This is a genomic window from Desulfococcus sp., assembly GCF_050178255.1.
In the GTDB taxonomy this organism is placed as follows: Bacteria; Desulfobacterota; Desulfobacteria; order Desulfobacterales; family Desulfococcaceae; genus Desulfococcus; species Desulfococcus multivorans.
The window spans coordinates 14,661-41,136 of sequence record NZ_JBFXGG010000022.1 but is presented as its reverse complement, the minus strand read 5'-3'; the positions used below and the strand labels follow the sequence as shown (position 1 = coordinate 41,136).

Below are 26,476 nucleotides of genomic sequence, written 5' to 3'. Positions count from 1 at the left end.
GATTTCGAGGCGATTACCCGGCTGTTTGCCGCCGCCGAAGCGGCGGGACGATATTTCCTGTTCGAATACGAGGTCTACGATCTCCTCCGCGCATCCGGCGCCGAGACGCCGCCTGCGACCCGCCTCCTGCCGAAGGGATCGCGGCCCTCGGATGCGGATCTCACGGCCCTGCCGGGGGATCGGGTGGTGCTCAAGATCGTCTCCCCCGCCATCGTCCACAAAAGCGACGTAGGCGGGGTGAGGATCGTACCCAACACCCCCGAAAAGGTCCGGTCGGCATGGCGCCGCATGATGTCCGAAGTCCCCGAGGCCTATGCCGCCGTGATGGAGCGAAATCCGACCCTTGCCGTCGCGGACTATCTCGGCCTCGAGGGGGAGCGGCTCCGGCAGGCCGTCTCCCGGGATATCAAGGGCGTGTTGATGGCGCGGTTCATGCCGCCGGACTCGGAGGCCTTCGGCAATGAGATGATCGTGGGCATCCGGTTCAGCCGCGAATTCGGTATGATCATCAGCGCCGGACTGGGCGGCACCGACACCGAGCTTTACGCCGAGCGTTTCCGGAAAGGGCAGGCCGTCGTGGCCGCGGCAACGGCCCTGACCGACGGCGAGGCCTTTTTCGATCTGTTCCGGGGCACCATCAGCTACCGGAAACTGGCCGGGCTGACCCGGGGACAGCGGCGCATCGTCACCGACGAACAGCTCGTCGAGTGTTTCGCCGCCTTCATCGCCATGGCCAACCACTATTCCCCGGTCAACCCGACGGCCCCCTACGTCATCGACACGCTGGAAATCAACCCCTTCGCCTTTACCGATTATCTCATGGTGCCCCTGGACGGGCTGTGCCGATTCTCCCGACCCGGAACCCGCTCCGTGCCAAGGCCCTACTGGAAGATCCGCCGTCTGCTCCGCCCCGGGATCATCGCCCTCATCGGGGTGTCGGCCTCCCGGGTCAACTTCGGACGGATCATCCTGAACAATATCCTGGCCGCCGGGTTTCCCGCCGACCGGATCCGTATCATCCGGCCGGGGATCACGGTTCTGGAGGGGGTCCGGTGCGTTCCCGACATCGGGGCACTGGACGTGAAGCCGGATCTTCTGGTCATCGCCGTGGGATCCGATCAGGTGCCGGACCTGGTGGACTTGATCATCGAAAGGGATGCGGCCCACACGGTCATGCTCATCCCGGGGGGGCTGGGAGAGACCCGGGAGAGCGTTCAGCGGGCCGAGCAGGTGACGGCAGCCGTCCAACGCGCCCATCGATCGCCTTCAGGCGGACCGATCTTCCTGGGGGGCAACTGCCTGGGGGTCGTCTCCCACCCCGGCCGCTACGACACGCTCTTCATCCCCGACGCGAAGCTTTCAAGGCGGTGGGAGGTCCGGAAGCGCAACGCCGCCTTCGTGAGCCAGAGCGGCGCCTTCATGATCACGCGGCTCAGCAAGCGGCCGGAGCTGGATCCCGCCTACATGATCTCCGTGGGCAACCAGAACGATCTGACCCTGGGAGACATGATGCACTATCTCAAAACCGACCCCGACATCGACGTCATCGCCGTCTATGCCGAGGGCTTCAAGGACCTGGACGGCCTCGACTTCACCCGGGCGCTGCGGGAGGCGGTGGCGTCGGGCAAGGACGTCATCCTCTACAAGGCCGGCCGCACGCCCGAGGGCAAATCCGCCACGTCGGGCCACACCGCGTCTCTGGCCGGGGACTACATGGTCTGCGAATCCTGCATCCGCCAGGCAGGAGGCATCCCGGCTCAGACCTTTCCCCAGTTCGAGGATCTCCTGATGCTCGCCCAGCGCCTTCACGGAAAACGCATCAACGGCAACCGTCTGGCGGCCCTGAGCGGCGCCGGCTTCGAGGCCGTGGGCATGGCCGACAACATCCAGTCGGACGACTACGCCATGACGCTGGCGCGCTTCACCCCGGTCACCGTGGACAGGATGGCCGCCCTTCTTACGGCAAAGGGTCTCGACCGGCTGGTGGAGGTGGGCAACCCTATGGACATCAACCCAGGCGCCGACGACGAGGCCCACATCCTGGCGGTCCGGCATCTGGCCGAGGATCCGAACGTGGATGCGGTGGTCGTGGGCCTCGACCCCCTGTCGCCGGCCATGCGGACCCTCGCCACCTGCGAAAGCGGCCGGTACAATTTCGACGCTCCCGGGAGCATCGCCTTTGAACTGCCCCGGCAGGTGGACGCCCTGGACAAGCCGGTGGTGGGGGTGGTGGATGCCGGACGCCTCTATGACCCGCTGGTGGATGCCCTCGTGGAAAAGGGCATGGCCGTCTTTCGATCCTCGGATCGGGCGGTCCGGGCCCTGGCCCTCTACATCGAGGGCCGGCTCACCGCCGAACGGATCCGGCACGGCGCTCTTCGACCCGGCAGGGACAAGCCCGATCCCGTCATTTGATCTTTCGCTCGAAGCGAATCTGGTAGCGCTTCATCCAGTGCCACACGGTGACCCGGGAAACGCCCAGAATCCGGGCGGCCTCGGATTGGTTCCCATCGGCCGCCTCCAGGGCCTGGACGAGCCGACGCCGTTTTGCCTGCGCTTCCTCAAGGGGATGGGGCGCCGCTTCCGGAGGCCCCGGAGCAGGGGAGGTGCCGCCCCCGAAAAGGGCGGGCGGAAAGTGCCGGGGCAGGATCACATCGTCCCGGCAGGAGACAAAGGCGAACTCGAAGGCGCTTTTCATCTCCCTCACGTTGCCCGGCCAGGGATATGCCGCCAACAGCCGCATGGCCTCCCGGGATATGCCTTCGATCTTTTTTCCGCTCTTGAGCCGGATCCGCCGGAAGAAATGATCGGCCAGGAGGGAGATGTCGCCCGGCCGCTCGCGCAGCGGCGGGATGTGAATGGGAATCACGTTGATGCGGTAGAAGAGGTCCTCCCGGAACGCGCCTTCCCGAACCATCTCCGTGAGATTCCGGTTGGTGGCCGACAGAATGCGGACGTTGATGGGAATGGGGGTATGGTCGCCCACCCGCTCCACCACCTTCTCCTCGAGCACCCGAAGCAGCTTGACCTGAACCGAAAGGGGGATGTCGCCGATCTCGTCGAGGAAGATATCTCCGCCCCCCGCCGCCGCGAACCGCCCCTCCCGACTCCGGTAGGCGCCCGTGAAGGCGCCCTTGACGTGCCCGAACAGCTCGCTCTCCAGAAGGGCGGGGTTGAGTGAGGCACAGTTGACCTTCACAAAGGGGCGCCTGTCGTCTCCCCGGATGTCGTGGATGGCCTTGGCGGCGAGCTCCTTTCCGGTGCCGCTCTCGCCGAGGATGATCACCGGCGCCTCGGAGCGGGCCGCATTGGCGATGAGATCGAAGACCCGCTGCATGGGGGCCGAGGTCCCCAGGATCCCGTGAAACCCGTCCTCCTGACGGAGTTCCCGGCGGAAGGCTTCTATCTGGGTATCCTTTTCGACAAGCTCCGAGACGTCGGTCATGGTCTCCACCGCCCCCAGAACCACGCCGTCGCGGTCCCGGAGCAGAGAGGCGTTTTTGAGCACATGAACCGGCCGGCCGTCCTTTCGGCTGAAGGTGCAGCGCCGCATGTTCATGGCACCGGTTCTGAAGAGCACGCACCAGTGATCCCCCTTTCTTTCCCGGGCGATTTCACAGGTGTCGCAGTTCAGAAACGAACACGGCTTCCCCACGATCTCCGCCTTTTCATAGCCGGTCATCCGCACCATCCCCCGATTGACGGAAACGATGGTCCCGTCCTTGTCCACGATCATGACCCCGTCCTGGATGGTGTCGACGACCGTTTTCCAATAATTGTTCATCTCCGTTTCAAACACGACCGCTCCTGTTAACCTTTAACGAATGTTAAAAATCGATCATTAACGAATTTAACACATCCGGCCGCCAACGTCCAGTGTCAAGGAACGACATCGCCCGTGCCTTTCGGCTAATGGGGATGCGGGAGCGCCCCATGAAAAATACGCGATGCTGGCATTTAAATTGCTATGCTCTACAGTCGAAATGCGAAACCCCGGATGTCGCCACTGCATACCGCGTTCACGACATCGTGGTCCGGGGATCACCCATTATCCGATGAATTCAAAGACAGAGAGGCGTCATGGAACGGCCGCCCGATTACATCATCGATGTCAAGGGGATCTTCTCCCCGTTTACCCTCCTGAAAATCAGCCGGGTCTTCAAGGGTATGGCGCCAGGCGATACCCTTGAAATCCGGGAGTGCGATCCCGAAACCCGTTCCGATCTCCTTCGGATCCTGCCTCCGGAAACCCGTCGTCTGGGCATCGACGACGCCGGCGGCGAAGGCGCGGCCGCCCGCTGCCGGATTCGGGTGTCCAAGACCGCCGTTCCGGAGCGGACGCCCCCTGTTGAACACCCAACCCCAAGCCAGAAAGGACCCATCAGATGACATCACCGTTAAACGTCGTTGTGATCGGCGGCGTCGCCGCCGGCCCCAAGACCGCCGCCCGGCTGAAACGAATCATGCCTGAAGCCCGCGTAACCCTCATCGACAAGGACCGAATCGTCTCCTACGGGGCCTGCGGCCTGCCCTACTATGTGGAGGGCCTCTTCGACGACATCAACACCCTCATGGAGACCCCTGTCGGCGTGGCCCGGACCCCGGTCTTCTTCGACAAGGTCAAGGGATTCTCGGTGAGAACCCGCACCGAAGCCCTTGCCATCGATCGGAAGAACAGGCAGGTCCGGGTCCGCAACCTGGATTCGGGTGAGGAGGCCGATCTGCCCTATGACAAGCTGGTGATCGCCACCGGCGGCTATCCGTTCAGGCCGCCGATTCCCGGAGTGGACCTCAAAAACGTCTGGTTCATGACCCATCCCGACGACGCCCGCACTTTGGTGGAGGAGATCCAGGCCCAGGGGCTGAAAAAAGCGGTGATGGTGGGTGCGGGCTTCATCGGCATCGAGATGGCCGAAGCCCTCAAGCACCGGGGCCTCGACGTCACGGTGGTGGAGATGGTGGATCAGATCATGCCCGGCATCCTGGACAAGGATGTGGCGACCTTCGCGGCCAAGCATCTCCGGGCCAAAGGCGTCAAACTGGTACTGGGCGAACGGGTCACCGCCATCGAAGGGGACACCCGGGCCGCCGCCGTCAAGACCGACCGGCAGAAGATCGACGCCGATCTCGTGGTCATCGCCGTGGGCACCCGCCCCAACGACCGTCTGGCCCGGGCCGCCGACCTCGACTGCATGGCCCGGGGGGGCATCATCATCAATGAATACTGCCAGACCAGCGATCCGAATATCTACGCGGGGGGCGACTGCGTGGTCAACCGGTATGCCGGGAAGATCGCCGGAAGCCGTCTCTTCGTGGCCCTGGGCTCCACGGCCAACAAGCACGGCCGGATCATCGCCAACCACATCGCCGGAAAGGCCACGCCCTTTTCCGGCATCACCTGCACCGGCATCGTCCGCGCCTTCGATTTCACCCTTGGTCGGACCGGTCTCAGCGAGCAGCAGGCCCGCAACCTGAACATGGAGATCGAGACCGTCACCTGGTCGGGCCCGGACATGCCCCACTACATGCCCGGCAGCGGCCCCTTCATCATCAAGATGATCGCCTCCAAACGGGATCGTAAGCTGCTGGGGGTCCAGGTGGCCGGCATGGGCAACGGGGCCAAACGGATCGACGTATCAGCCGCGGTCATTCTCCTGGGCGGCACCCTCGACGACGTGAGCGACGTCGATTTCGGCTACGCCCCGCCCTACAGTCCGCCCATCGATCCCCTGGCCACCTGCGCCCACGTGCTCACCAACAAACTGGACGGCCTGGCCAGGGGAATCTCGGCCTTTGAGGCCAAGGCGATCATCGACCGGGGCGACGCCCTGCTTCTCGATGTCCGCACACCCCAGGAATTCGCAACAGTGCAGCTCCCCTACGACGTCGTCCACATCCCCCTGGGGGCCCTCAGGGAAAAATCGGCGGAACTGCCCCGCGACCGGGACATCCTCGCCTTCTGCAAGGTGAGCATGCGGGGATACGAAGCCCAGCTGATCCTCAACGCCGCGGGGTTCGACCGGGTCCGGTTCATCGAGGGCGGCATCATCGGATGGCCCTTTGAGGTGCGAAACCTGTCCTGATCACTCCCGCCGCAACGAAGGACGTCCGGGCGGTCCCGGATAATTTTTTGTCGGAGACGGGGCGGCATCCCGTCTCCGGACGCCCCCTCTGGAGACGGAACCCGTTTTTCTCCTTGTATATTTTTCTCCGCCGTGGTATCGGAAATCGATTTTTCTTTTCCGGATAAAACCACATGAAGAATTGATGCATTCCTGTTTTGAAAGGAGAACGTAGAAATGGCGCAGAGCAGCAAAGGCTTACCCAAGATCATACCCTTGACGCTGGTCATCCTGTTGGGCATCCTGGTCCAGGTGTTGTTCGTCTTCGCGGACATGCAAGAAACGCCGAACAAGGCGGCCGTAGCCTTCGCGGAAGCCTACTACGGATTCGACAAGACGGGGCTGGGGGAACGACTCTGTGAAAGCAGCCGGGTGGTCGACGAGGTGAACGTCGTCGATCAGTACATATACGATGCCGCCCGGAAGGCCGAGGCCCGGGGATACGACCTGGGAATGTACGTCAAGAACGATCTCTATCATGTGGAGACCGAAATCCTCGAGGAATCCTTCGACAAGGCCAGGGTCCGCCTGACGGCCGAGCGCAAGTCCGGCCTGAGGACCTTCTTCTCCAGGGAAGACGTCCATCCGGTGGACCTCACCTTCGACCTTGTCAGAGAGGACGGCAAATGGAAGGTCTGCACCGATCTTCTCTCCCTCGACAAGGCATAACCCCTTCCCGTTACCCGATTGAGAAGTCCTCGATCCCGGCAGGGCGGCCCCGCCGCCCCGCCGGTGTTCAGACCGATGTGACATTGCACCCCTCGAAAGATATCGGCGTGCCCTACACCGACATTCGGCGCTGCGCCAGACGGATCGCGGCCCGATTCCCCGTCCCGGAATTTTACGTCGATTTTCCCCTGGAGTTCGCTTTTTCCCAGCGTTTTTTCGAACTGGATCCAACCGTTTGCGCCATACGACGCATCGCCGTCCGGGAACTGGAGGACGATCTGGGACACGGACTGCCCCACGCCGACAAGGTGAGCCTGGATGCCGGAGCCCTCGCGATCATCGAGAGCCGGCGCATCGGCCTCTCCCTCCGGTGCATCCGGAAGCGGCTTCGGCTGGCCCAATCGGCGGGGCTGCTCCACGATATCCGACGCAAGGATGCCGATCATGCCCTGGCGGGATCGATACATGCCCGGAAGCTTCTGGAAGGAAGCGGGCTGTTCACGTCGTCGGAGATCGACGCTGTCTGCGGCGCCATCCTGAACCACGAAGCCTTCAAGCGAAACCTGCCCATCCCGGGCGGGAAAGACCGGATGATATCGGACTGTCTCTACGACGCCGACAAGTTCCGATGGGGGTACGACAATTTTACCGACACCGTATGGACCATGGTATCCTACCTGCGGGTGCCGATCGAGGATTTCATCGGTCGATACCCCCAGGGTATGGCAAGGATCGCCGACATCAAGCGGACCTTCCGCACTGAAACGGGGAAGGTCTACGGCCCGCGCTTCATCGACATGGGCCTCGCCGTCGGCAGGCTGCTCTACGAGACCCTCCGGCGCGACTTCGCAGCCGTCATCGCCCCATGAAGCTCATCGGCATCATCATCGGCCTGATCTACACCCTGTGGCCCGTAGATATCATCCCCGACATGCCGTTTGTGGGATTTCTGGACGATGTTGCCCTGTGGGTCCTCCTCTTCTGGTATCTCTTCCTGCGCCCCGGCGCAACGGAAACACCCGCTTCGGAAGATGCCGACCCCCGTCGGGATCGCTCCCGGACCTTCCGGGGCGGCCGCGACGAGCGGGGAGGGACCGACCAGAGGCCGCCGACCGGGGACGCCCCGAAGGACCCCTATGAGATCCTGGGCATCGACCGGGGCGCTTCACCCGAGGCTGTCAAAAAAGCCTATCGGACCCTGGCGGCCAAATACCACCCCGACAAGTTCGCCCACCTGGGGGAGGATTTCCAGAAAACGGCCGAAAAGCGGTTCAAAGAAATCCACGAGGCCTATCGCACCCTGATATCCAAACCCTGAAGCGGGGCGCCGTCGCCGGTCCCCGCCGTGAAGGAGTCGAAACATGCCCAAGATTGTCGCCGTTTACGGCAGCCCGAGACGAAACGGGAACACCGCGACCCTGCTGAAAGCGGCCGTCAGGGGCGCCCGGGACGCCGGCGCCGAGGTCCGGGAATTCGTATTGCGGGACCTCAGGATGTCGCCCTGCCTTGAAATCTACAAATGCAGGGAGAACGGTCGGTGCGCCATCCGGGACGACTTTCAGACGGTCCATGACGACATCCTCTCCGCCGAAGGCATGATGATCGCCTCCCCGATCTTTTTCTACACCGTGAGCGCCCACACCAAGATTCTGATGGACCGCTGCCAGTCCTGCTGGGTCAAGAAATACTGGATCGACAAGGCCGCCTTCGGAAAACGGCCCCCCACCCGCAAGGGGCTCTTCATCGCCGTGGGGGCGACCCGGGGGAAAAGGCTCTTCGAGGGGGCCCTCCTCACCGTACGCTACTTTTTCGACGTCCTGGACATGGACCTCTGGCGATCGCTGCTTTACCGGGGTCTCGACTTCGAAGGGGACGTCCTGGAACACCCCGAGTACCTGGAAGAGGCATATCGAACCGGTCGGGCCCTGGCGGAAGCCCTTCCCGCTCCGAAGTAGCCTGCCGCAATGGAAACCGCTTCGGCCGTGAAGGCCGTTCTCGAGGTCCGGGGGCTTGTCAAGGCCTACGGCGATACCAGGGCCGTCGACGGGATCAGTTTCGCCATTCCGCCCGGGATCTGCTTCGGACTCTTGGGGCCCAACGGCGCCGGAAAAACCACCACCATCGAGGTGATCGAGGATATCCTCCCCCTGACGGCCGGAGAGATCCTCTATCGCGGCCGCCCCCGAACGCCGGCTTTCAAGCGGGAGATCGGCGTTCAGTTCCAGCACACGACGCTCCTGGACTTCCTGACGGTGCGCGAAATGCTCGCCACGTTTCAGGCCTTTTACGATATCCGTTCCGGCATCGACGAACTGTCGGCCCTCTGCCGGCTCGAGGATATCCTCGAGCAATACGCCGACCGGATATCCGGGGGCCAGAAACAACGGATGCTGCTGGCCCTGGCCCTGGTCAACGACCCGAAACTGGTCTTCCTCGACGAACCTTCCACCGGACTGGACCCCCAGGCCCGGCGGAATCTCTGGGACATCGTTCTCGACATCAAGGCGCGGGGCAAAACCGTGGTCCTCACCACCCACTACATGGAGGAGGCCCAGCACCTCTGCGACGAGGTCGCCATCATGGACCACGGCAGGATCATTGCCCAGGGAGCCCCGGACGCGCTGATCCGACGCCACTGCCGCGGCACCACGGTGGTGCTGCCCAGGGGTGTTCTCCCCTCTTCCCCGGACCGGCTCGGCCTTCAATGGCGCGCCGCGGGCGAGAACGTCATCGTCGAAACCGAGGAGATCAACGCCTGCCTCAAGACCCTCATGGACCGGTCGGTGGATCTCAACGACGTGATCATCCACTCCCCCAACCTGGAAGACGTCTTCCTCAAACTGACCGGTCGAAAGCTGAGGGACTGACCATGCGTTTCAAGCGAACCTGGATGATGTTCAAGGCCCGAAACGCCGAATTTTTCAGGGACCGCGCCTCCTTCGGGTGGAATTTTCTCTTTCCGTTCCTGATCGTGGCGGGGTTCGGGCTCATTTTCGGCAGCGACGTCCGCAACGACTACAAGATCGGCATCTTCCACCACCTGGAGGGGACGGTGACCCCGGCAGACACATCCCTGCCCGAGGCCCTCGAAACTGCCCCCATGCTCAGTTTCGTGGAATTCGAAACCGTTGCCGACGGCATAGAAGCCCTGCGGCACCACAAGATCGATCTTTTGACGGCGACGAACACCTCGGACAGGCGATACTGGGTGACCGACGGGCCGCGGGGACACGTGGCGGAACGGCTCTTTCTCGCCGCCCTGGCGCCCCCCGAATGCCTGAAAGCGAGGCAAAAGCAGGAGATCGAGGGCACTCCGATCCGATACATCGACTGGCTTTTTCCCGGTATCCTGGCCATGAACATGATGTTCAGCGCCCTCTGGGGGGTCGGCTTCGTCATCGTGCGCTACCGGAAGACCGGCGTGCTCAAACGCCTGAAGGTTACCCCATTGACGGCTTTCGAGTACCTGACGGCCCAGATGCTCTCCAGGATCTTTCTCCTGATCTTCACCGGGGTGATCATGTGGATCGGGTGCGACCTCTTCTTTGACTTCAACGTTCAGGGCTCTTATATTGATATTTGCATCACGTTCGTGCTCGGCGGCCTCAGCCTCTGCGCACTGGGACTGGTCGTCGCCGCAAGAGGGACCAGCGAAGAGTTCACCAGCGGCGTCGTCAATTTCATCGGATGGCCCATGATGTTTCTCTCGGAGGTCTGGTTTTCCCTGGAGGGAGCGCCCCATTGGCTGAAACTGACGGCGGAGGTCTTCCCCCTCACACACATGCTGCGGGCCGTCCGCAGCATCATGAACGACGGCGCCGGCCTGGCGGAGGTCTGGCCGGAGGTGGGTATTCTTGGGGCCATGACATTGATTTTCCTCGTTTTCGGCTCATGGATGTTCTCGTGGAACAGATAGGGCGGCAACCCGAGCCCGGGCCCGCATTTCCGAAAATCCGACCGTTGTCGTCGAAGCGGTCAACCCATAAAGGAAACCGACATGAACACGCAAAACTCAACCCCCAAAGGCGTACCTTTCAATCTCGAAAACAGCGTGGCCTATGCCATCGGCTCAGTGGTGAGCAAGACCCTGCTCAAGAAAAACGCCGGCAACATCACCCTGTTTTCCTTTGACGCGGGACAGGGGCTCAGTGAACATACCGCCCCTTTCGATGCGGTGGTCTATATCCTCGACGGTGAGGGCGAGATCACCATCGGCGGCAAAAAGTTCGACGTCGCCGCCGGTGAATCCCTGATCATGCCGGCAAACGTGCCCCATGCGCTTCATGCCGGGAAGCGGTTCAAGATGCTGCTGATCATGATCCGCAGCGAATAGGCGCGCGGGCGAATCCCGTCCGCGACCGTGAACCGTGATCGGTCATCACCTGAAACCTTAAAGACAAGGAGTGTCAGTTATGGGAAAAAAAGTAATCATCGATACGGAGGAGTGCATCGGCTGCGAAAGCTGCGTGGAACTGTGCCCGGAGGTTTTCGAATTTGACGATGATCTGGAAAAGGCCGTGGTCATATCCGCCGACAGCTATGATGAAGCCTGCGTGGAGGAGGCCATGGAAACCTGTCCGGTGAGTTGCATTCACTGGGAGGAATAATCGCGTGAAGGCGGATGCGTTCATCGCCATGGAAGAACGGCTGGGGGCCCACAATTACCATCCCCTGGACGTCGTACTGACACGGGGAGAGGGGGTCTGGGTCTGGGACGTGGACGGCCGGAAATACCTGGACTGCCTCTCCGCCTATTCCGCGGTCAACCAGGGCCACTGCCACCCAAGGATCTTCAAGGCCATGGTCGAACAGGCCGCCCGCCTGACGCTGACCTCGAGGGCCTTCAGAAACGACCAACTGGGCCGCTTCTATGAGGAGATCTGCGACCTGACCCGCAGCCACAAGGTGCTGCCCATGAACAGCGGTGCGGAAGCGGTGGAAACCGCCGTCAAAACCGTTCGGAAGTGGGGGTACCGGGTCAAGGGGGTTCCGGAGGATCAGGCGGAGATCATCGTCTGCCGCAACAATTTTCACGGCAGGACCATCACCGTCATCAGCTTCAGCACCGACGACGCCTCCAGGGACGGGTTCGGCCCCTTCACGCCGGGGTTCCGGATCGTCCCGTTCGGGGACATCGACGCCCTTTCTTCGGCCGTCACCCCGAACACGGTAGGCTTTCTGGTGGAGCCGATCCAGGGCGAGGCCGGGGTGATCCTCCCCCCGGCCGGATACCTCAAGGCAGCCAGGGCCCTCTGCCGGGACCGCAACATCGTCCTGATCCTCGATGAAATCCAGACCGGCCTCGGCCGCACGGGAAAGCTCCTGGCCGAGGAACACGAAGGCATCGAGGCCGACCTGACCCTCGTTGGGAAGGCGCTCTCCGGCGGCTTCTACCCGATATCGGCGGTCCTCTCCAACAGCGAGGTCCTGGGCGTCCTCCAGCCCGGGGAGCACGGCAGCACCTTCGGCGGCAATCCCCTGGCCTGCGCCGTGGCCCGGGAGGCCCTCAAGGTCCTCGTCGAGGAGGGGATGATCGAGAACGCCGCCCGGATGGGGGACTACTTCCTGAAGGGATTGAACCAGATCCGGACGCCCGGCGTCAGGGAGATCCGGGGCAAGGGGCTCATGATCGGGATGGAATTCCATCCCGAGATGGGCGGTGCCCGGCCCTATTGCCAACGCCTCAAGGAAAAGGGCATCCTCTGCAAGGAGACCCACGAACACACCATCCGGTTCGCGCCGCCTCTGGTGATCACCCGGGAGACAGTCGACTGGGCCCTCGACATCATTCGGTCCGTCATCGAGGGGTGAACGCCACGCGATTAGGGGTTGAATTATTCTCCGCCATCCGATACAGAATCGACGGTAGATCCTTATGGGACGCCCCCGGGGCGCCGCCCCGGGGGGAGAGATGCGATGATTCGGTGATCATCGCCCTTTAACCGTCCGACGGCATCTGCGGAAGCGATCCTGATCGATCGCTCCAAAGGACGGATCGACGACAACCCCGCATCCGAGGCAGGGAGACGAGCGATGGCATTCAACCTGAAAAACAGGCATTTTCTGACACTGCTGGATTTTACCCCCGACGAGATCGATTTTCTGCTCCGGCTTGCGGGGGATCTCAAACGGGCCAGATACGCCGGCATGGAGCAGCCGCGGCTCAAGGGCAGAAACATCGTGCTGATCTTCGAAAAAGACTCCACCCGGACCCGATGCGCCTTTGAAACCGCCGCCTGGGACCAGGGCGCCAACGTCACCTACCTGGGGCCTTCCGGCTCCCAGATGGGGAAAAAGGAATCCCTCAAGGACACCGCCCGCGTGTTGGGCCGGATGTATGACGGCATCGAGTACCGCGGGTTCGCCCAGGAGGCGGTGGAGACCCTGGCCCGATACGCGGGGGTGCCGGTGTGGAACGGCCTGACCAACGAATTCCATCCGACCCAGGTGCTGGCCGACCTGATGACCATGACGGAGCACTGCGACAAACCCCTCCGGCGGATGGCGCTGGCCTACCTGGGAGACGCCCGGAACAACATGGGCAACTCCCTTCTGGTGGGGGCCGCCAAGATGGGCCTCGATTTCCGCGCCGTCGCCCCCCGGTCTCTCCAGCCGAGTCCGGCGCTGGTGGGAAAGGCACGGGATATCGCCGCCGGGACCGGCGCCCGCATCACGATTACCGACCAGGTCGAAGCGGGGGTCCGAGGATGCGACTTCCTCTACACCGACGTCTGGGTCTCCATGGGCGAGCCGGACGAGGTCTGGCAGGAGCGGGTCGACCTCTTGAAGCCCTATCAGGTCAACGCCGACGTCATGGCCATGACCGGAAATCCCGATACCCGGTTTCTGCACTGTCTCCCGGCGTTCCACAACCGGGACACCGCCGTGGGGGAGGCCATTTACCGGAAATTCGGCATCCCGGCCATGGAGGTCACCGACGACGTGTTCGAATCCCGGGCATCCGTCGTGTTCGATCAGGCGGAAAACCGGGTCCACACCATCAAGGCGGTCATGGTCGCCACCCTGGGGGCATGATCTCCGGGAAAGACCGCCCCGTAATCTTCAACATGAATCGAGACGACAGGAGGGCCCCATGGGCGCGTTTCCCCTGAAGCATGTGTATGAAGCCCAGCAATTCGATCGCCGACTGCTGGACACGGTCTTTGAGACGGCGGACGACATGAAGCGCGACATGGCCGAAGGCGGCCGGCGCTATGGACGGTCTCTGGCCAACAAGATCATGGCCTCTCTCTTCTACGAGCCCTCGACCCGAACCCGGTTCTCCTTCGAGGCCGCCATGATGCGCCTGGGGGGCAACCTCATCACCACGGAAAACGCCCGGGAGTTTTCCAGTGCCGCCAAGGGGGAGAGCCTCTACGACTCGACCCGGATCATGAACGGATACGCCGACATCATCGTCATGCGACACCACGAGGCCGGGAGCGCCGAGAAAGCCGCCCGGGTTTCCACGATCCCCGTCATCAACGCCGGGGACGGCGCCGGCCAGCACCCGACCCAGGCGCTCCTCGACCTCTATACCATCAAGGATCATTTTTCCGAGATCAACAACCTCAAGGTCGCCATGGTCGGCGACCTGAAATACGGGCGCACCGTCCGTTCCCTCTCCTATCTCCTGACCAAATATTCGGGAATCCGGATCGTTTTCGTGTCGCCCCCGGTCTGCCGGATGGCATCGGACATCAAGAGCTACCTGGACAAGGAGGGGATTCCCTGGGCGGAGGACACCGACCTCGACAACGTACTGCCCCAGGTCGACTGCGTCTACATGACCCGGATCCAGAAGGAGCGCTTCATCATTCCGGAGGACTACGACGACGCCGTCGGGAAATACGTCCTCACGCCCGAAAAGGTCCGTCGGATGAAACCGGACGCCATCATCATGCATCCGCTGCCCCGACTTGACGAGATCCCTCGGGCCGTGGACGACGATCCCCGGGCCCACTACTTCGAGCAGGCCCAAAACGGCCTCTATATCCGCATGGCCCTGCTCTACCTGCTGTTGACGGCCGACTGAAACGCCCCTTCCGGGGGCGCCGGAAAGGAGCGCGAAAGAATGGTGGAAAACGTCATCATCATGGGCGCCGCCGGGCGCGATTTCCACAACTTCAATGTCTACTTCAGGGGCAACCCCCGCTATCACGTCGTCGGCTTCACCGCCACCCAGATCCCCAACATCGACGGCCGGTGTTACCCGGCGGTCCTGGCCGGGGAAGAATACCCCGAGGGCATCCCCATCCATCCCGACCGGGATCTGGCCCGCCTCATCCGGGAACATCGCGTCGACCTCGCGGTCTTCTCCTACAGCGACGTCCCCCACACCGAGGTCATGCACAAGGCCGCCGTCGTCACCGCAGCGGGTGCGGATTTCATCATCATCGGCGCCCCCTACACCATGCTCTCCTCCACCCGGACCGTCATCTCCGTCTGCGCCGTCCGGACGGGATGCGGCAAGTCCCAGACCAGCCGGGAGGTGCTCCGGATTCTCCAGGGGATGGGAAAACGGGCGGTCTCCGTCCGTCATCCCATGCCCTACGGCGACCTCACCGAACAGGTGGTCCAGCGCTTCGCGGTCCACACGGATATGGACCGCCACCGCTGCACCATCGAGGAGCGGGAGGAGTATGAGCCGGTGATCGACATGGGCATCCCCGTCTATGCCGGCGTCGATTACGAAAAGATCCTCCGTGCCGCGGAAACGGAAGCCGACGTCATCGTCTGGGACGGCGGCAACAACGACACCCCTTTCTACAAACCCGACATCCATATCGTGGTCTTCGACCCCCATCGGGCCGGGCACGAAACCGCCTACCACCCCGGCGAAACCAACATGCTCATGGCCGACATCGCCGTCATCAACAAGGTGGACAGCGCCGATCCCGAAAAGGTCCTGCAGGTGCGCCGGACCATCGAACGCCACAACCCGTCCGCCGGGATCGTCCTGGCCGATTCGGCGGTCATCCCCGATGATCCGGCGGCCATCCGCGGCAAACGGGTCCTGGTTGTGGAAGACGGACCCACCCTGACCCATGGGGAGATGACCTTCGGTGCGGGCGTCATCGCGGCCCGGCGCTTCGGGGCGGCGGAGCGGGTCGACCCCCGGCCCTATCTCGAAGGCTCTCTGATCAGGACCTTCGCGGACTATCCCCGTATCGACCGGCTTCTGCCGGCCATGGGCTACGGCCCCGACCAGATCCGGGACCTGGAGGCCACCATCAACCGGACGCCGTGCGACCTCGTCCTGGCGGCCACCCCCATCGATCTGGCCCGGCTCATCACCGTCCGGCATCCGGTCCAGCGCATCCGATATACCTATCGGGACAACAGCCGGCCCACCCTGGCGGAGCTGCTCCTCAAACGGCTCTCCGCCTGACGCGCAACAGGTACCGCCCCCCGAAACCCGCGGCGCCGGTCCCGGCGACGCCATTCAAAGGAGGCGTCATGAACCCCGTACACGACAAACCGGTCCTTCTCGTCGCCCTCGGCGGCAACGCCCTGATCAAAAAAGGTCAGGAGGGCACCATCGCCGAGCAGTTCGAGAACCTCCGGGTACCCATCGAGCAGATCGCGCGCCTCTCCCTGGAATACCGCATCATCATCACCCACGGCAACGGCCCCCAGGTGGGCAACCTCCTGCTCCAGCAGGAATGCTGCGACGCCGTGCCCAAACTGCCCCTGGAGATTTTGGTGGCCCAGACCGAAGGCCAGATCGGCTACATGATCGAATCGACCCTCGACAAGGCCCTCATGGCCCTGGGGGTTGACGAGCGTCCCCTGGTGAGCCTGATCACCTACGTGGTGGTGGACAAGAACGATCCGGCGTTCAAGACGCCCACCAAGCCCATCGGCCCCGCGTTCTCCCGGGAAAAGGCCCGGACCCTGCCCTACCCCACCGTGGAAACCGCCAAGGGGTTCCGCCGCGTGGCGGCCTCCCCCAAACCGGTCACCATCGTCGAGCGGCGCGAGATCCAGCGACTCATCGACATGGACTTCATCGTCATCTGCTGCGGCGGCGGCGGGATTCCCGTCATCCGGGAAGGCCGGGCCTTCAGCGGGGTGGATGCAGTGATCGACAAGGATCTGGCCAGCGTCCGGCTGGCCCTGGAAGTCGGCGTCGACATCTTCATGATCGCCACGGACGTTGACGGCGCCGTGATCCATTTCGGGACGGACAAGGCCCGGCTTCTGAATCGTCTCACGACGGCGGAAGCCGGGCACTACCTGGCGCAGGGCCACTTCCCCGAGGGGTCCATGGGACCCAAGGTGGCGGCCGCCGCGGCATTCATCCAGGCGGGCGGCCGGCGGGCCGTCATCACCGCCGTGAACAGGATCGAGGCGGCGGTGACAGACCTCTCGGTAGGCACCCAGGTGACGGCGTGAAGAATGCCGGGGCCGGCCGGCAACCCCCTCAGGGTAGAAACCGGATGCCGGCGTAGGTCGATTTGTCGAGGATGAGCCTCAGAAATCTCCCGGGAGACGGGGCGGTGAAGAAAAGAAGGATCATGGCGGCATAGAGGACGAGGGTGGCGGTCATGTCCCTGAAGCTGATGAACTTCAGGGCAGTGCCGAAAGAGCCCCTCATGCGCATCCCGGAAAAATCGATGCTGTAGAGCTCGTCCAGGAACAGGTGGACGAGATATCCCATAAACAGGAAAAAGCCGCCCATCCAGGCGTACCCGGCGGAGATGCCCCGTACCTGGTCCAGGAGAATGACGACCGTGAGGCCGAAGGTGACGCCGGCCGGGATGGAATGGATGACGCCCCGGTGGACGGTCATCCGGATGAAGAAGGAAAAGACGAGGTACTTGACGGCCAGGAATACGGCGACCCAGATGAGGGCCAGTTCGATGACCGAATCCCCCCAGGGCTGGCTGAACATGACGACAAAGGCGACGACAAAGGAGAGGATGTCGAAGGTGAGCTTGAGCGGGACGGAATTATCGGCGTCGATATCCGGCAGGACACCGCCGACGCTCCCCAGAACGAAATAGAGCAGCACCTGTTCCGGCCTCGCCGCGCCCCCCGCCAGAAGGCAGGTCGCCGCAAGGCCGCTGACCGCACAGGCCGCGGTGATATGGGTCTTGAAGTCGGCCACGCCCGTGCCCCCCTGACCTATACCGCGTCGTTCGACGCGTCGTCCGCGGCTTCCCGGGGTCTGTGGACCGCCTCGAAGATCGTGGTGTAAACCGCGTTGAACACCTCGGGAAACGCCGTGGGGGAGACGCGGCCCGTTTCGATGAATTTGACGACGATCTCCTTGGCCGCCCGTAACACCTGCTCGTCGACGGAAGATGCCATGTCTTTCTCCTTTATGGGGTTGCTTCCGGATCCGGGCCGTAGGGGGTGAGGCTGCGAACCCCCTCCTCAGTGACCAGAACCGTCTGTTCGAATTGCGCCGAAAGGGAGCCGTCCCGGGTCACAGCCGTCCATTGATCGGAAAGCACCCGGAGTTCCTTGCCGCCAAGATTGATCATGGGCTCGATGGTGAAGACCATGCCCGGCACCAGCACAACACCTTCACCCGGGCGGCCGTAGTGGGGGATCTGGGGCGCCTCGTGGAAATCGAACCCGACACCGTGGCCAACGAATTCCCGAACGACGGAACACCCCTCACTCTCGGCGTACTCCTGGATCGCCCACCCGATATCCCCCAGGGTGTTTCCGGGGGCCACCCTGGCGATTCCTCTGAAAAGGCATTCCCGGGCCACCCGGACGATCTTTCGGGCATCCGCCCCGGGCGTCCCAACGAAATAGGTCTGGTTGGCGTCGGCATAATAGCCGTCCAGAATCGAGGTCACGTCGATATTGACGATATCGCCGTCATGGAGCACCCGCTTACCGGGGATGCCGTGGCAGATCACCTCGTTGACGGAGACGCAGACGCTCTTGGGAAACCCCCGGTAGTGAAGCGGTGCCGGACGGGCCCCGTGCTTGAGGGTGAACTCGTGGACCAAGGTATTGATCTCCTCGGTCTCCATGCCCGGGCGGATAATCTGCGCCGCCGCGTCGAGGGTCGCCATCACCAGCCGCCCGGCCCTTTCGATGGCCGCGATGTCTTCAGGCCCCTTGAGGCGGATCTTGTACCGCTTCCAGTACTGGTCCTTCAGATCGTCGGGATCGGATTTCCGCTTTCTGAGACAGCATCGTTTGTATTTGAGACCGCTGCCGCAGGGGCAGGGGTCGTTTCTACCGATTTTTTCCTTGTTTTTTTTCATCAGGCAAACATCCGGAACACATATTTTCGTAAAAGGTCGAGGGGAATGATGACGATGGAAAAGGCGACGACATAGAGCCACTCCACCGGCAGCAGCGGCACCGTTCGGAACATCTCGCCGCCGAAATAGGTCACGAGGATCTGAATCAGAAAAATGATTCCGACAATCCTCAAAAACCCCCGATTCTCCAGAATGTGGGCAAAAAGGTTGAAGTCCTCGACCCTTACATTGAATTTATTGAAATTGTTCAGAAAGACAAACACGCCGAAAAAAGCCGTCATGAATGCCGCCTCGCTGTTGAAGAGGTCTCGCACGGCAGGCACCGTCAGAAAGACGACGGAGATCAAGGTAATGAGAACGCCGTTGCCGAGAATGGACGACCACATGGCGGGGGTGATCAGGTTTTCATCCCGTCGCTTGGGCTTCTCGGCCATGTGCCTGGCCAGGGGGGGTTCCCCGGAGAAGGCCAGGGCTGCCAGGGTGTCCATGATCAGGTTGACCCACAGGAGCTGAATCATGGTGAGGGGCAGCTTGAACCCCATGAACGGCCCGATGAAGGCGATGGCAATGGCGCTGACGTTGACGGTCAGCTGAAAGGTGATGAATTTCTGGATCGAGCGGTAGATGGTCCGGCCGTAGTGGACCGCGCTGGTGATGGACTGGATGTTGTCGTCCAGAACGACGATATCCGAAGCCTCCTTGGCCACCTCCGTCCCGCTGCCGAGCCCGAATCCAATGTCGGCCTTGGAAAGGGCCGGGCTGTCGTTGACTCCGTCGCCGGTCATCCCCACCACCAGGCCGGCTTCCTGGGCCACCTTCACCAGCCGCATCTTGTCCTGGGGCAGACACCGCGACACCACGTTCAGATCCGGGAGGAGTGCCCGAAGGGCATCATCCGACATATCGGCCATTTCCGACGAACGGATGGCCTTCTTGTGTTCGCCGTTCAACAGCCCCGCCTCACGGGCGATGGCCTTGGCCGTTCCGCTGCGGTCCCCCGTCAGCATGACCACGTGAATTCCCGCGCCCTGAAGGGTCTCGATGGCCGGCCGCGACTCGGGGCGAAGCTCGTCCCGGATCAACGCAAAGCCCAGGAGCGTCATCCCTTCCGGCAGGTCTTTCATGTCATCCGACGCGTCCTCCGGGGAAATGCCCTCCCGAACGGCGACGGCGATGAGGCGGAATCCGGCATCGGCCTTCCGGTCGATGGCCTGGTTGAGCACGGCCTTCTCGGCCTCGGAAATCGGAACCCGCTCACCGGTTGGGGCGTAGTGATGGGCGGCACGCGCCAGGATCCGTTCCGGCGCGCCCTTGATCAGGGTCAATTCCTCTCCGTCAAGGGTTTTGATGCCGGCTGCGGAAAACTTCCGGGCGGAATTGAAGAGCACCTGAAACACATTCTCCGCCGCCGGTTCGACGCAGGCGCTCACGTCGGCGTGGATGAACCTGAGGAGGGCCCGTTCCGTAATGTTGCCGCCGATGATCCGTTCCTCCTCTTTGTCGGCCTCGCAGTTCACGACGCACGACGTATTCTCGCGAAGCGACAAATCCAGAAGCCGGGCCAGGGCGTCGGGAACGGCATCGAACCGATCGTATTCCACGACCCGGACGTCGTCTCCGCCGCCCTCGACGGCCATGAACCCGACGGCGTCGAGCTTGCCCTGGGTGATGGTTCCGGTCTTGTCGGCGAAGAGGAGGTTGAGGCTCCCCGAGGTCTCGACCCCCACCAATTGTCGGACCAGGACGTTCGATTTGAGGAGTTTGCGCATATTCTGGGCCAGAACGATGGCGATCATCATGGGCAGCCCTTCGGGCACGGCGACGACGATGATGATGACCGCGAGAATGAGGGCCGTCACGATGTCGAGAAGCAGCACCTGCCAGTTGGAGACATAGGCCATCATGGCCGCGGCGTCACCCCCGTTGTCGAGATAAACGGACTTGAACATGAAGGCCGCACCGATGAAAGTGGCGCCGATGTAGCCGAACCGGGCGATATCGTCGGCCAGTCTGGAGAGCTTCACCCTGAGCGGGCCCTGCCGGTTGTCCGTTTGAAGCCCTTCCGAGAGCCGGCCCAGCTGCGTCCGGTCTCCGACCTTCAGAACGGTCATGGCCGCCTCGCCGTCCTCCACGATGGTGCCGCGGTACACCGAATGAGGGTTCGCCAGATCCGAGAGTTCGGCTTCGCCGGGCTTCTTGGTCACCGGTACCGGTTCGCCGGTCAGGGCCGCCTGGTTGACCTTGACCTTCCCTTGGATAATCCGTCCGTCCGCCGGGATCTTATCGCCGGGCTGAAGCAGCACCACGTCCCCCACGACGATGTCGTCGATGCCGACGATCCTGAGCGCGCCCTCCCGGAAAACATTGATCAGGATCCTGGAGGCTTCCTCCTGAAGCTTCTGAAAGGTCTGTTCGTTCTTGAATTCCGACGCCGTGGCGACGAACGTCGCCAGGGCCACGGCCGCGGCGATTGCCACGCCCTCATACCATTCGGCGAATCCGAACACGGCCAGAACGGTGACGACGGCCAGCGCCACCACCAGGATGACGATCATGGGATCCTTGAAGTTGTCCTTCAATTTGTCCCAGAAGGTCTCGACCTCCTGGGGGCTGATCCGGTTGGAGCCGTGTTCCAGGCGGGAGGCCTCGACCTCCCTTTCGCTGAGTCCTTTGTAACTGAACATGTTGACCTCGTTAGGTTGATTTTTCGAAAAATCGGCCGATCGTCATCCAAAATTCGGTCGATCGATGGTCTGGATACCGGCGGACGCGCCGCACTGGGGCAACGCCGGTGGTTGGACGGCCGCGGGGATCACACGAATAGTTCGGGTGACATCCAATAGACGATCGCCATGATCCAGGCGGCGTATCCGGCGCTTACCAGATCGTCCAGGAGCACACCCCACGGGCCGCCAAGCTGTTCGTCGATCAGGCGGGCCGGCGGCAGGAGCTTGAAAATGTCCAGAATCCGGAAAAGGACGAATCCCCATACGGCCACGGGCCACAGGTTCCCTTCCCGGAACAGGATCGGGATCAGCAGATAGCCCGCCACCTCGTCCAGGACGAAGTGGGGGGGGTCCTTGACACCCCAGTGGGCCTCCGCCCACGGGGTCAGAAGGTGATTGGCCGCGCAGACCGCGGCGAACATCGTCAGGAGCATCGGCATCTTCAGAGAGGCGGGAAGCGCCAGAACGACGGCTGCGTGAAGAACAACCCCCAGCAGCGCCCCGCAGGTTCCGGGAAGAACGGGGGATAATCCCAGTCCGCAGGCGGATCCTACAAAAAAAGCTATTTTATGTTTTGGCTTTTCAGGAATATTCATTTATTTATTTATAGACCTATGCTGAAGACAGCCGTCCGCGACATGGGATCCTGTCGGCTCTTTTCAGTCTGAAGTCTTGAGATTCGGCCGCTTTCCGGACGACGGCGGAAAAGTCGCATCAAGTACAGGAATATATAAAGCGCGAAGGTGCCGTGTCAAGATAAAGCGGATGTTTTCTTCCCGATCCGCTGACGTTTCCCGAGGCGACTGTCCGACCCGCCGTCGGCAAAAAATTGTTGAAAAAGCCTTGCATTTTAAAGAAATGATGTCTAAATTAGAATTGATTTATAAAAAAAAGAATACCCATTTTTATGCCGACATCATTATGGAATACGCACGTTTTTATCGTTTATTCATTTTTTTCCAAGGATGGAACCATGTCCAGCATTTCGAAAGATACCGCACCTTCCAACATAATCATCACCCAGAACGAGGCGATGCTCTCCGTCATAGAGGACGTCAAATCCGCCGCGGCCGCGCGTAAACCGTTGTTCATCACCGGAGAAAGCGGAACCGGAAAGGAATTGATGGTGGACTACATATACGAGATCGGCGGTTTCCGAGGCGGACTGGCCAAGATCAACGTCATGGATCTGAATGACGAGGATCTCTTCCCGGCGACGCTGTTCGGTTATACCAGGGGCGCCTTCGCACGTTCGGAGGAAAGTCATGGAGGGCTGATCGAAAAAGCCTCGGGCGGCGTCCTTTTCCTCGATGAAATCAGCGCCCTCAACCCCGCCTCCCAGATTCGAATCTACAAGCTGCTCCAATCCGGGGAATACATCCCCCTGGGAAAGGACAAGCCCTCCCACACCGACGCCTACATCGTCTTCGCCAGCAGCGCCGATCTGTGGGTGCTGCAGCGGTCGGGCAGATTTCGAAGGGATCTCAACCTCAAGCTGCGCGAGCACCACGTCCACCTGCCCCCGCTTCGGGACCGCATCGACGACATCCCTCTCCTGACGGATTATTTCTTCGAGGAGTCCGCGCGTATTCTGGAAAAGAAGCGACCCACCCCCCCGAAGGAGCTGTACACCCTTCTGAAGACATACAGCTTCCCCGGCAACGTCTCCGAACTTCGGCGGATGGTGTTCGAAGCCGTCCGGGAGCACAAGTCCAAGATTCTGTCCCTGGATGTTTTCAAGGCGCACATGAGCCGGAAGAAGGCGGAGAAGCCCTACCGGGAGGAGTTGGATGTCGACGACGACGCCCCCTTCAAATCCTTCCGGAAACTGCCGACCATCAAGAAAGTGACCCATATGCTGGTGGAGGAAGCCATGCGCCGCTCCGGGGGGAACCAGTCGATTGCCGCCAGAATGCTGGGTATTTCCCAGCCGGCACTGAGCAAGCGCCTGAAAAACGCCGCCAAAAAACGCAAATAATTCGGCTAATGAGATGTTGACACCAAATCGCAGATGGTTATTGTTGGTTAAAAATGCTTGGCACGTTTCTTGTATGACTTTGACATGATACTGCGACCCCACGTGCCGACCCCAACATGTATTCGACCGTGAGGAGAACTGTATGCGATTTGACAAATTTACCCTTAAATCCCAGGAAATGATTCAGAACGCCCAGGCACTTGCCGCCCGCCTGGGCAATCAGCAGATTGAACCGGAACACCTTCTCAGCGCCATGCTGTCGGAGCCTGAAAGCATCGCGAAATCGATGCTCCGAAAGCTTGGCGCCTCGCCGGGCGCGATCGCCCGGGAGGTCACCCTTGCCCTCAAGAACCTCCCCAAGGTGAGCGGCGTGAGCGATACCTATCTCTCTCCCCGGGCCAAGACCGTCCTGGATGCCGCCTTTGCCGAAGCCTCGAAAATGAAGGACGAGTACGTCAGCGTCGAGCACATCCTGATTGCCGTCGCCGACGAGAAGCAGGGGGAGGCGGCCCGGATTCTCAGGCATTACGGCGTCGAACGCGAATCCATCCTCAAGGTCCTCATGGACATCCGCGGCGGTCAGACCATCACCGACCCAAATCCAGAGGAAAAATATCAGGCCCTCGACAAATTCAGTCGGGACCTGACCCATCTGGCCCGGCTGGGTAAGCTGGACCCCGTAATCGGGCGCGACGACGAGATCCGACGCATCGTTCAGGTTCTCTCGCGAAGGACCAAAAACAATCCGGTGCTCATCGGGGATCCCGGCGTCGGCAAAACCGCCATCGTGGAGGGGCTGGCCCAGCGCATCGTCCGGGGCGACGTGTCCGAAACCCTCAAGAACCGCCGGCTGGTCTCCCTCGACATGGGCGCCTTGATCGCCGGCGCCAAATACCGGGGAGAATTCGAAGATCGCCTCAAGGCGGTGCTCAAGGAAGTGGAGCGGGCCGAAGGAGAGGTGGTGCTGTTCATCGACGAACTCCACACCCTTGTCGGCGCCGGCGCGGCCGAGGGGGCCATGGACGCCTCCAACATGCTCAAGCCCGCTCTCGCCCGGGGAACCCTCCGGTGCGTGGGGGCCACCACCATCAACGAATACCGGAAACACATCGAAAAGGACGCCGCCCTGGAACGGCGCTTCCAGCCGGTCCTCGTGCGGGAACCCAACGTTGAGGACACCATTTCGATTCTCCGGGGGCTCAAGGAGAAATACGAGGTGCACCACGGCGTCCGCATCAAGGACTCGGCCATCGTGGCGGCGGCGACCCTGTCCCATCGCTATATCACCGACCGCTTCCTTCCCGACAAGGCTATCGACCTGATCGACGAATGCGCCTCCAAGCTCCGCATCGAGATCGACAGCATGCCGGTGGAGATCGACGAGATCCAGCGCAAGATCCTCCAGATGGAGATCGAGCGCGAAGCCCTGAAAAAGGAGACCGATCCGGTCTCGCAGGAACGTCTCCGGAAGCTCGACAGAAGCGTCGCCTCCCTCAAGGAGGAGATGGCGGGAATGAAGGTCCACTGGCAGAACGAAAAGGAATTGATCCAGACCATCCGGAAAATCAAGGAGGACCTGGAACATTTGCGTGTCGAGGAGCAGACGGCCGAACGGGAGGGCGATCTCGCCCGGGTGGCCGAGCTGCGCTATGGCAAGGCCGGAGAACTCAAAAAGCGGCTGGAGGCCGCCAACCAGGACCTGGCCGGACTTCAGGCCGAAAAGAAGATGCTGAAAGAAGAGGTGGACAGCGAGGACGTTGCGGAGGTCGTCTCACGATGGACGGGCATCCCCGTCAGCAGAATGCTTGAAGGGGAGCGGGAAAAGCTGCTCAAGGCCGAGGAACGGCTGGCCCGTCGGGTCGTCGGCCAGCGCGAAGCCATTATCGCCGTGGCCAACGCCGTCAGGAGAGCCCGTTCCGGCCTCCAGGACCCCAACCGTCCCATCGGCTCCTTTATCTTTATGGGACCCACCGGCGTGGGAAAAACGGAACTCGGAAAAGCGCTGGCGGAATTCATGTTCGACGACGAGCAGGCCATCGTCCGCGTCGACATGTCCGAATTCATGGAAAAGCATTCGGTGGCCCGGCTCATCGGAGCACCTCCGGGATACGTGGGCTACGAGGAAGGCGGATACCTGACCGAGGCGGTCCGGCGAAGGCCCTATTCCGTCATCCTCTTCGACGAGATCGAGAAGGCCCACACCGAGGTCTTCAACGTCCTGCTCCAGATCCTGGATGACGGTCGGATGACCGACGGCCACGGCCGAACCGTCGATTTCAAGAACACGGTCGTCATCATGACCTCCAACGTGGGAAGTCAATACATCCAGGAGATGGGCGTCGGCCGCGACCAGGAGGTCGAAGCGCGCGTAAAGGAAAGCCTCCGCAGAACCTTCAAGCCCGAATTCCTGAACCGCATCGACGAAATCATCTTCTTTCACAGCCTCGATCACGAGCAGATCGGGGAGATCGTCGAGATCCAGATCGGGCGACTCAAGAAGCGTCTGGAGGAACGCCAGATCACCCTGATCCTCTCCGACGAGGCCCGAAAACACATCGCCGAAAAGGGATATGATCCGATTTACGGTGCAAGGCCCCTCAAGCGGGCCATTCAGAAAACCATTGAAAATCCCCTCTCCATGGAGATCCTCAAGGGTACGATCCCGGACGGATCGACAGTGGCGGCGGGGGTTCAGAACGGGGAGATCGTGTTTCACACAGTAGGCTGAAGGCTGAAGACTTGAAGGCT

At 61.9% G+C, this 26,476-nt stretch carries 24 protein-coding genes; 18 read left to right on the top strand and 6 right to left on the bottom strand.

The window, feature by feature from the left end; genetic code table 11:
- Positions 1-2,415, top strand: a 2,415-nt coding sequence (locus AB7S84_RS06565; RefSeq protein ID WP_428153541.1) for an acetate--CoA ligase family protein, incomplete at its 5' end; no start/stop codon positions are given.
- On the opposite strand, the gene AB7S84_RS06560 is transcribed toward AB7S84_RS06565, so the two are convergent.
- Positions 2,408-3,799 carry a sigma-54 interaction domain-containing protein gene (locus tag AB7S84_RS06560; protein ID WP_020877452.1) on the bottom strand — a complete coding sequence of 464 codons (1,392 nt, stop codon included), beginning with the start codon at positions 3,797-3,799 and terminating at the stop codon, positions 2,408-2,410. The genes AB7S84_RS06565 and AB7S84_RS06560 overlap by 8 nt on opposite strands.
- Before the next feature lie 281 nt (positions 3,800-4,080).
- Here AB7S84_RS06560 and AB7S84_RS06555 point away from each other — a divergent pair, with 281 nt between their 5' ends.
- The 15 genes from AB7S84_RS06555 (at position 4,081) to arcC (ending at position 17,189) form a co-directional block, all read left to right on the top strand.
- On the top strand, positions 4,081-4,389 hold the full coding sequence (locus AB7S84_RS06555) for a sulfurtransferase TusA family protein (protein WP_020877453.1): 309 nt from the start codon (positions 4,081-4,083) through the stop codon (positions 4,387-4,389).
- A complete protein-coding gene (locus tag AB7S84_RS06550; protein ID WP_020877454.1) occupies positions 4,386-6,083 on the top strand; it encodes an FAD-dependent oxidoreductase in 1,698 nt (565 codons plus the stop codon). Before AB7S84_RS06555 ends, AB7S84_RS06550 begins: the two co-directional genes overlap by 4 nt.
- 216 nt (positions 6,084-6,299) lie before the next feature.
- Positions 6,300-6,791: a hypothetical protein gene (locus tag AB7S84_RS06545; protein ID WP_020877455.1), complete on the top strand. Its 492-nt coding sequence runs from the start codon at positions 6,300-6,302 to the stop codon at positions 6,789-6,791.
- A gap of 77 nt (positions 6,792-6,868) precedes the next feature.
- Complete coding sequence (locus tag AB7S84_RS06540; protein ID WP_428153538.1) at positions 6,869-7,660, top strand: hypothetical protein; 792 nt, start codon at positions 6,869-6,871, stop codon at positions 7,658-7,660.
- Positions 7,657-8,109 carry a DnaJ domain-containing protein gene (locus AB7S84_RS06535; RefSeq protein ID WP_020877457.1) on the top strand — a complete coding sequence of 151 codons (453 nt, stop codon included), beginning with the start codon at positions 7,657-7,659 and terminating at the stop codon, positions 8,107-8,109. Before AB7S84_RS06540 ends, AB7S84_RS06535 begins: the two co-directional genes overlap by 4 nt.
- A 43-nt stretch (positions 8,110-8,152) precedes the next feature.
- Positions 8,153-8,746 (top strand): flavodoxin family protein, encoded by a 594-nt coding sequence (locus AB7S84_RS06530; RefSeq protein ID WP_020877458.1) that lies wholly within the window; start codon positions 8,153-8,155, stop codon positions 8,744-8,746.
- A 9-nt stretch (positions 8,747-8,755) separates the two neighbouring features.
- Positions 8,756-9,658 carry an ABC transporter ATP-binding protein gene (locus AB7S84_RS06525; protein ID WP_020877459.1) on the top strand — a complete coding sequence of 301 codons (903 nt, stop codon included), beginning with the start codon at positions 8,756-8,758 and terminating at the stop codon, positions 9,656-9,658.
- Positions 9,659-9,660: 2 nt separating this feature from the next.
- Positions 9,661-10,707 (top strand): ABC transporter permease, encoded by a 1,047-nt coding sequence (locus AB7S84_RS06520; protein ID WP_428153534.1) that lies wholly within the window; start codon positions 9,661-9,663, stop codon positions 10,705-10,707.
- Between the two features lie 81 nt (positions 10,708-10,788).
- Positions 10,789-11,124: a cupin domain-containing protein gene (locus AB7S84_RS06515; RefSeq protein ID WP_020877461.1), complete on the top strand. Its 336-nt coding sequence runs from the start codon at positions 10,789-10,791 to the stop codon at positions 11,122-11,124.
- A 79-nt stretch (positions 11,125-11,203) separates the two neighbouring features.
- On the top strand, positions 11,204-11,398 hold the full coding sequence (locus AB7S84_RS06510; RefSeq protein WP_020877462.1) for a ferredoxin: 195 nt from the start codon (positions 11,204-11,206) through the stop codon (positions 11,396-11,398).
- A gap of 4 nt (positions 11,399-11,402) precedes the next feature.
- Positions 11,403-12,602 (top strand): ornithine--oxo-acid transaminase, encoded by a 1,200-nt coding sequence (gene rocD, locus AB7S84_RS06505; RefSeq protein WP_428153531.1) that lies wholly within the window; start codon positions 11,403-11,405, stop codon positions 12,600-12,602.
- A 222-nt stretch (positions 12,603-12,824) separates the two neighbouring features.
- A complete protein-coding gene (argF, locus tag AB7S84_RS06500) occupies positions 12,825-13,826 on the top strand; it encodes an ornithine carbamoyltransferase (RefSeq protein ID WP_428153529.1) in 1,002 nt (333 codons plus the stop codon).
- Positions 13,827-13,884: 58 nt separating this feature from the next.
- Positions 13,885-14,826 carry an aspartate carbamoyltransferase gene (pyrB, locus tag AB7S84_RS06495; RefSeq protein WP_020877465.1) on the top strand — a complete coding sequence of 314 codons (942 nt, stop codon included), beginning with the start codon at positions 13,885-13,887 and terminating at the stop codon, positions 14,824-14,826.
- A 39-nt stretch (positions 14,827-14,865) separates the two neighbouring features.
- Positions 14,866-16,182, top strand: coding sequence for a cyclic 2,3-diphosphoglycerate synthase (locus AB7S84_RS06490; RefSeq protein ID WP_428153526.1), 1,317 nt, complete (start codon positions 14,866-14,868; stop codon positions 16,180-16,182).
- Positions 16,183-16,250: 68 nt separating this feature from the next.
- Complete coding sequence (arcC, locus tag AB7S84_RS06485) at positions 16,251-17,189, top strand: carbamate kinase (protein ID WP_020877467.1); 939 nt, start codon at positions 16,251-16,253, stop codon at positions 17,187-17,189.
- Between the two features lie 28 nt (positions 17,190-17,217).
- Here the strand turns inward: arcC and AB7S84_RS06480 are convergent, their stop codons facing one another.
- The 5 genes from AB7S84_RS06480 to AB7S84_RS06460 all read right to left on the bottom strand — a co-directional run bounded on the left by AB7S84_RS06480 (position 17,218) and on the right by AB7S84_RS06460 (position 22,346).
- Positions 17,218-17,904, bottom strand: a complete 687-nt coding sequence (locus AB7S84_RS06480) for a metal-dependent hydrolase (RefSeq protein WP_020877468.1) — start codon at positions 17,902-17,904, stop codon at positions 17,218-17,220.
- 17 nt (positions 17,905-17,921) lie between these two features.
- Positions 17,922-18,107, bottom strand: a complete 186-nt coding sequence (locus AB7S84_RS06475; protein WP_020877469.1) for a hypothetical protein — start codon at positions 18,105-18,107, stop codon at positions 17,922-17,924.
- 11 nt (positions 18,108-18,118) lie between these two features.
- Positions 18,119-19,024 carry a type I methionyl aminopeptidase gene (gene map, locus AB7S84_RS06470; protein WP_020877470.1) on the bottom strand — a complete coding sequence of 302 codons (906 nt, stop codon included), beginning with the start codon at positions 19,022-19,024 and terminating at the stop codon, positions 18,119-18,121.
- Entirely contained in the window at positions 19,024-21,708 is a 2,685-nt protein-coding gene (locus AB7S84_RS06465; RefSeq protein WP_428153520.1) for a calcium-translocating P-type ATPase, PMCA-type, read from the bottom strand. Before AB7S84_RS06465 ends, map begins: the two co-directional genes overlap by 1 nt.
- A gap of 128 nt (positions 21,709-21,836) precedes the next feature.
- Positions 21,837-22,346 (bottom strand): phosphatidylglycerophosphatase A family protein, encoded by a 510-nt coding sequence (locus AB7S84_RS06460; RefSeq protein WP_020877472.1) that lies wholly within the window; start codon positions 22,344-22,346, stop codon positions 21,837-21,839.
- 377 nt (positions 22,347-22,723) lie between these two features.
- On the opposite strand from AB7S84_RS06460, the gene AB7S84_RS06455 reads away from it, so the two are divergent.
- Together AB7S84_RS06455 and clpB are read left to right on the top strand one after the other, a co-directional pair.
- A complete protein-coding gene (locus AB7S84_RS06455; protein ID WP_020877473.1) occupies positions 22,724-23,728 on the top strand; it encodes a sigma-54-dependent transcriptional regulator in 1,005 nt (334 codons plus the stop codon).
- Positions 23,729-23,870: 142 nt separating this feature from the next.
- The gene (gene clpB, locus AB7S84_RS06450; RefSeq protein ID WP_020877474.1) at positions 23,871-26,456 is read left to right on the top strand and encodes an ATP-dependent chaperone ClpB; all 2,586 of its coding nucleotides are present in this window, start codon (positions 23,871-23,873) and stop codon (positions 26,454-26,456) included.
- The last annotated feature ends 20 nt before the right edge of the window (positions 26,457-26,476 follow it).

Excerpts from the sequence above, each read along its gene's own strand:
- arcC (WP_020877467.1), top strand. The coding sequence starts at position 16,251 with ATGAACCCCGTACACGACAAACCGGTCCTTCTCGTCGCCCTCGGCGGC.
- argF (WP_428153529.1), top strand. The coding sequence starts at position 12,825 with ATGGCATTCAACCTGAAAAACAGGCATTTTCTGACACTGCTGGATTTT.
- AB7S84_RS06455 (WP_020877473.1), top strand. The coding sequence starts at position 22,724 with ATGTCCAGCATTTCGAAAGATACCGCACCTTCCAACATAATCATCACC.
- AB7S84_RS06545 (WP_020877455.1), top strand. The coding sequence starts at position 6,300 with ATGGCGCAGAGCAGCAAAGGCTTACCCAAGATCATACCCTTGACGCTG.
- AB7S84_RS06475 (WP_020877469.1), bottom strand. The coding sequence starts at position 18,107 with ATGGCATCTTCCGTCGACGAGCAGGTGTTACGGGCGGCCAAGGAGATC.
- AB7S84_RS06550 (WP_020877454.1), top strand. The coding sequence starts at position 4,386 with ATGACATCACCGTTAAACGTCGTTGTGATCGGCGGCGTCGCCGCCGGC.
- AB7S84_RS06535 (WP_020877457.1), top strand. The coding sequence starts at position 7,657 with ATGAAGCTCATCGGCATCATCATCGGCCTGATCTACACCCTGTGGCCC.
- map (WP_020877470.1), bottom strand. The coding sequence starts at position 19,024 with ATGAAAAAAAACAAGGAAAAAATCGGTAGAAACGACCCCTGCCCCTGC.
- AB7S84_RS06530 (WP_020877458.1), top strand. The coding sequence starts at position 8,153 with ATGCCCAAGATTGTCGCCGTTTACGGCAGCCCGAGACGAAACGGGAAC.
- AB7S84_RS06525 (WP_020877459.1), top strand. The coding sequence starts at position 8,756 with ATGGAAACCGCTTCGGCCGTGAAGGCCGTTCTCGAGGTCCGGGGGCTT.
- clpB (WP_020877474.1), top strand. The coding sequence starts at position 23,871 with ATGCGATTTGACAAATTTACCCTTAAATCCCAGGAAATGATTCAGAAC.
- AB7S84_RS06510 (WP_020877462.1), top strand. The coding sequence starts at position 11,204 with ATGGGAAAAAAAGTAATCATCGATACGGAGGAGTGCATCGGCTGCGAA.
- AB7S84_RS06460 (WP_020877472.1), bottom strand. The coding sequence starts at position 22,346 with ATGAATATTCCTGAAAAGCCAAAACATAAAATAGCTTTTTTTGTAGGA.
- AB7S84_RS06465 (WP_428153520.1), bottom strand. The coding sequence starts at position 21,708 with ATGTTCAGTTACAAAGGACTCAGCGAAAGGGAGGTCGAGGCCTCCCGC.
- AB7S84_RS06520 (WP_428153534.1), top strand. The coding sequence starts at position 9,661 with ATGCGTTTCAAGCGAACCTGGATGATGTTCAAGGCCCGAAACGCCGAA.
- pyrB (WP_020877465.1), top strand. The coding sequence starts at position 13,885 with ATGGGCGCGTTTCCCCTGAAGCATGTGTATGAAGCCCAGCAATTCGAT.
- AB7S84_RS06515 (WP_020877461.1), top strand. The coding sequence starts at position 10,789 with ATGAACACGCAAAACTCAACCCCCAAAGGCGTACCTTTCAATCTCGAA.
- AB7S84_RS06555 (WP_020877453.1), top strand. The coding sequence starts at position 4,081 with ATGGAACGGCCGCCCGATTACATCATCGATGTCAAGGGGATCTTCTCC.
- AB7S84_RS06490 (WP_428153526.1), top strand. The coding sequence starts at position 14,866 with ATGGTGGAAAACGTCATCATCATGGGCGCCGCCGGGCGCGATTTCCAC.